Source organism: Proteus sp. G4415, from assembly GCF_963896075.1.
In the GTDB taxonomy this organism is placed as follows: Bacteria; Pseudomonadota; Gammaproteobacteria; order Enterobacterales; family Enterobacteriaceae; genus Proteus; species Proteus mirabilis.
Genome location: NZ_CAWQOK010000051.1, coordinates 1 through 4,655, shown reverse-complemented (window position 1 = coordinate 4,655; position 4,655 = coordinate 1). Strand labels below are relative to the sequence as shown.

The following is a 4,655-nucleotide window of genomic DNA, read 5'->3' as shown; positions in this document are numbered from 1 at the left end:
AACGCCGTAGCGCCGATGGTAGTGTGGGGTCTCCCCATGTGAGAGTAGGGAACTGCCAAGCATCAATATTTAGGCTGTGTCAGCCGGTGACAATAAGCCACTAGTGCTGATATGGCTCAGTTGGTAGAGCACACCCTTGGTAAGGGTGAGGTCCCCAGTTCGAATCTGGGTATCAGCACCATAAAAAATTATTGATAACTACATAAACAGATAGTTATATACAGAATTTGCTTAGCGGCCATAGCGCGGTGGTCCCACCTGATCCCATGCCGAACTCAGAAGTGAAACGCCGTAGCGCCGATGGTAGTGTGGGGTCTCCCCATGTGAGAGTAGGGAACTGCTAAGCATTAAATAAGACGAGAAAGCCAATCCAATGGGTTGGCTTTTTTGCATTTTTTTTTCTTTATTCTTAATGATCATCACACCTAGAATATTACAGGTATCTTTTTAACTTACTCTTATTACCTACCAACAGCTCACTCGCGCTATCCTCACAGCAGGTTGACTGCTAAACTAAGCTATCAGCTAAATGAGGTCGACTTTCATGAATGAACCTATTTCATTGCAATCATTTAATACATTTGGTTTGAAAGCCAATGCTCGTCATATAGAAACGGCAAAGAATACAGATGAACTCTGTCGGTACTGGCAAAATGCTCAAGACCAAAAACTGCCTATTCTTATTTTAGGCGGAGGGAGTAATGTTTTATTCATTGAAGATTTTAACGGTACGGTGATTAGAAACTGTATTTCTGGCATTGAAATTACAGAAGATGAGCAACAATGGCATATTCATGTTGGGGCAGGTGAAAATTGGCATAACCTTATAAAGAGCTTAATTGAAAAGCATATTTATGGGTTAGAAAATCTCGCTTTAATCCCTGGTAATGTTGGGTCTGCTCCCATACAAAATATTGGTGCTTATGGTAAAGAATTAAAAGACGTTTGCGCCTATGTTGATATTGTTGAGTTAAGCACTGGTAAAGTCACGCGTTTAACAAATGAAGAGTGCCAATTTGGCTATCGCGACAGTATTTTTAAACATCACTATCAGCAAGGTTATGCAATTATTGCGGTTGGTTTAGTGCTGAATAAACATTGGGAACCTATTTTGACCTATGGTGATTTAGCTAAATTATCACCAGAAACAGTCACACCACAGATAGTATTCGAATCTGTATGCGGTATGAGGACAAGTAAATTGCCGGATCCTGCTCTTACAGGTAATGCGGGTAGTTTTTTTAAAAATCCTATTGTTGATATAAAACTTGCACAACGCTTAAAAAGTAAATATCCATTTTGCCCTCAATATGTACAACATAATGGTGTAAAACTTGCTGCAGGCTGGCTTATTGATCAATGTGGTTTGAAAGGTTATCAGAGCGGTGGCGCTGCTGTGCATACAAAACAGGCATTGGTATTAATTAATAAAGAAGGCAAGGCAAGTGGGCGCGATATTGTTAATTTAGCAAGTTATATTCGCCAAAAGGTATTTGAACGTTTTGGAGTGCAATTAGAGCCGGAAGTGCGTTTTATTGGACGGCATGGCGAGATTAACGCGGTGGATGCTATTTCATGAAAGAGACATCAACTCCTCTATTACTCATCAATATCCTTGCTGATGGAGAGATCCATTCAGGAGAACAATTAGGCGAAAGTTTGGGGATGACACGGGCAGGGATTAATAAGCATATCAAGACATTGCGTAGCTGGGGTATCGACATTCATACAGTGGCAGGTCAGGGTTATCAGCTAGATGCACCGATGAACCTGCTAAACAGTGAACGTGTCAATCGAGGCATTCAAGGTGCACCAGCTCGTGTGATACCGGTTATTGATTCAACTAACCAGTATATGATACAGCGTATTAGTGAATTAACCTCCGGTGATGTTTGTATTGCTGAATATCAATCTGCAGGGCGTGGGCGTAGAGGGCGGCAATGGATCTCTCCTTTTGGTCGTAATCTATATCTCAGTATGTATTGGAAATTGGATCAAGGGCCTGCTGCAGCAATCGGGCTAAGTTTAGTTGTTGGTGTGATCCTTGCGGAAGTTTTACAGCAATTTGGTGCGAATGGTGTCAAAGTTAAATGGCCAAACGATCTTTACTTAAATGATAAAAAATTATCTGGGATCTTGGTTGAATTAACGGGAAAAACAGGTGATGTTGCGCATATTGTTACTGGCATTGGTATTAATATCGCCATGAGTAACAATCAAAAAGATGCAATAAACCAACAATGGATTAATTTAGAGCAGGTAGGGATAAAAATAGATAGGAATCAGTTGGCTTGTGAAATCACCAATGCGCTAAGAAAAGCATTTGTACAATTTGAAAAACAGGGGTTATCTGCTTTTATTGAACGTTGGAAAAGTTTAGATAATTTTATTGATAGGCGTGTTAAATTAATTATTGGTGACAAAGAGATCTTTGGTATCGCTAAAGGTATTAATGAGCAAGGGGCGTTACTTTTAGAACAAAATAATAAAATAGTACCCTATATTGGTGGTGAGATCTCGCTACGAAGTGCACCATAATTGGTTTATTTTGTTGCGATTTTCATATTAAAATATGCTCTCTAAAATAGGTAAAGAGAGCATATTTAAATTTAATCCACCTATTTATAGGGTGAGAATTGATAATTTATCTATTCTCTAAATAGGTAAGATTTATTTACGTAACCTAACACTTTTAACCGAATGGTTATCACCCTTAGTCATAATCAAACTGGCTCTTTCACGGGTTGGTAAAATATTTTGCTTTAGGTTTAAGCCATTAATTTCTTGCCAAATGGAAGACGCGATCTCAATAGATTCTTCGCGACTCAGCTTGGAATAATTATTGAAATAGGATTCGGGATCGGTAAATGCCCCTTCACGGAATTTTAAAAATCGGCTGATATACCAGTGTTTCAATAATGCTTCATCTGCATCAACATAAATGGAAAAGTCGACATAATCTGATACAAAAACATTATGTGGATCATGAGGGTAGTCTTGATTACTCTGTAATACATTGAGTCCTTCAAGGATCAAAATATCGGGTTGCTCAATGACCTGTTTTTTGTCTGGAATAATGTCATACACTAAATGAGAATAGACAGGTGCAGTCACTTGCTTTTTGCCCGATTTAATATCAGAGACAAAAGAGACAAGACTATGCATATCATAGGATTCAGGAAACCCTTTTTTCTTCATTATTCCGCGTTTTTTTAATTCCGCATTAGGTAATAAAAATCCATCAGTGGTAATCAAATCCACTTTCCGATGTTCAGGCCAACGAGTTAGCAAAGCTTGAAGTAAACGGGCAGTCGTACTTTTACCCACCGCTACGCTACCTGCTATACCAATGATATAAGGAATTTTGGCGTTATTTGTGCCTAGAAACTGTTCTAAGACAGCCTGACGACGTAAATTTGAACTGATATAGAAATTTAACAACCTTGATAATGGAAGATAAATTTCAATGACATCATCAATTGAGATTTCTTCATTAATGCCTTTAAGGTCGGCAATTTCTGTTTCTGTTAATGTTAAGGGAACCGAATTCCTTAACGTAGCCCACTGCTTTCTATCAAATTCTAAATAAGGGGTTGTAAAGCGTTCTTTGTTATTCATAAGCCAACATCTGCCTAGTATTCGCAGGTTGGACAGGCTGTTTAAAACACCCGTATCCGATAAAAAATAAACAGCATCATAACGAGTGATGTGGCAGAGGCGTAGAGATTTTTTACTTTTTTTCTGCTTTTTTTGACGCGAACTGAATAAATTTGTAAAAAAAGTACAAAAAATAGTCATAAAAAATAAAAATAAGCGTAGAATAAAAGCGTAAAAATAATTCTTTTAGGTGAATTTTACTGTTTAGTGATAAATCTAGGATTGTAGAGAGAATATTGCGTTGGATTTTCTTTGATTTTTTTGCTGTCATTTTGGTCGTTTTTTTCCTAAAAAATCAACAATACATACAAAAATGAACAAAATCTAAGCAAAAGAACAAATATCGCAATTTTTTTGTTGCATCATGACGAAAGTCCTCCTAGAATGCGCACCACTTAGCCGGCATAGCTCAGTTGGTAGAGCAACTGACTTGTAATCAGTAGGTCCCGAGTTCGACTCTTGGTGCCGGCACCATTTAAAATTTAGATTTGGTGGGATACCCAAGCGGCCAAAGGGAGCAGACTGTAAATCTGCCGTCACAGACTTCGAAGGTTCGAATCCTTCTCCCACCACCATTAATTCCTTACTTAAGTGTTTTCAAATTGTGAACACTTGAGTAGAATACAAAGCTGATTTTAAGTCAGGTAGCCGAGTTCTGCGGGCATCGTATAATGGCTATTACCTCAGCCTTCCAAGCTGATGATGCGGGTTCGATTCCCGCTGCCCGCTCCAGATGTGCTGATATAGCTCAGTTGGTAGAGCGCACCCTTGGTAAGGGTGAGGTCGGCAGTTCGAATCTGCCTATCAGCACCACTCCCCAATGTTCTTGCCTTCCTGATTAAAAATCTTAACAAGCATAGCTAATCGCTAGTTTAATTACTGCTTGGTTGATGTGGTGTAACCACCGATTCCGTGTCTTAGAGGGACAATTTAAATGTCTAAAGAAAAATTTGAACGTTCAAAACCGCACGTTAACGTTGGTACTATCGGCCACGTTG

At 38.9% G+C, this 4,655-nt stretch carries 3 protein-coding genes, 5 tRNA genes, 1 rRNA gene and 1 pseudogene; 9 read left to right on the top strand and 1 reads right to left on the bottom strand.

The window, feature by feature from the left end; translation table 11 throughout:
* Positions 1–105: 105 nt before the first annotated feature.
* The 4 genes from AACU95_RS05205 to birA all read left to right on the top strand — a co-directional run bounded on the left by AACU95_RS05205 (position 106) and on the right by birA (position 2,538).
* Positions 106–181, top strand: a tRNA-Thr gene (locus AACU95_RS05205).
* A gap of 49 nt (positions 182–230) precedes the next feature.
* A 5S ribosomal RNA gene (gene rrf, locus AACU95_RS05200) occupies positions 231–346 on the top strand.
* 198 nt (positions 347–544) lie between these two features.
* Positions 545–1,579 (top strand): UDP-N-acetylmuramate dehydrogenase, encoded by a 1,035-nt coding sequence (gene murB / locus AACU95_RS05195; RefSeq protein WP_004246973.1) that lies wholly within the window; start codon positions 545–547, stop codon positions 1,577–1,579.
* Positions 1,576–2,538, top strand: a complete 963-nt coding sequence (birA, locus tag AACU95_RS05190) for a bifunctional biotin--[acetyl-CoA-carboxylase] ligase/biotin operon repressor BirA (RefSeq protein WP_036895978.1) — start codon at positions 1,576–1,578, stop codon at positions 2,536–2,538. Before murB ends, birA begins: the two co-directional genes overlap by 4 nt.
* Positions 2,539–2,670: 132 nt before the next feature.
* Here the strand turns inward: birA and coaA are convergent, their stop codons facing one another.
* Entirely contained in the window at positions 2,671–3,618 is a 948-nt protein-coding gene (coaA, locus tag AACU95_RS05185) for a type I pantothenate kinase (protein WP_004246971.1), read from the bottom strand.
* 437 nt (positions 3,619–4,055) lie between these two features.
* Here coaA and AACU95_RS05180 point away from each other — a divergent pair.
* From AACU95_RS05180 to AACU95_RS05160, 5 genes and pseudogenes are all read left to right on the top strand, one after another.
* Positions 4,056–4,131 (top strand) — tRNA-Thr (locus AACU95_RS05180).
* 16 nt (positions 4,132–4,147) lie between these two features.
* Positions 4,148–4,232 (top strand) — tRNA-Tyr (locus tag AACU95_RS05175).
* Between the two features lie 82 nt (positions 4,233–4,314).
* Positions 4,315–4,389 (top strand) — tRNA-Gly (locus AACU95_RS05170).
* 5 nt (positions 4,390–4,394) lie between these two features.
* Positions 4,395–4,470 (top strand) — tRNA-Thr (locus AACU95_RS05165).
* A gap of 121 nt (positions 4,471–4,591) precedes the next feature.
* Positions 4,592–4,655: pseudogene (locus AACU95_RS05160) on the top strand (GTP-binding protein); the annotation flags it as partial.

Excerpts from the sequence above, each read along its gene's own strand:
- murB (WP_004246973.1), top strand. The coding sequence starts at position 545 with ATGAATGAACCTATTTCATTGCAATCATTTAATACATTTGGTTTGAAA.
- birA (WP_036895978.1), top strand. The coding sequence starts at position 1,576 with ATGAAAGAGACATCAACTCCTCTATTACTCATCAATATCCTTGCTGAT.
- coaA (WP_004246971.1), bottom strand. The coding sequence starts at position 3,618 with ATGAATAACAAAGAACGCTTTACAACCCCTTATTTAGAATTTGATAGA.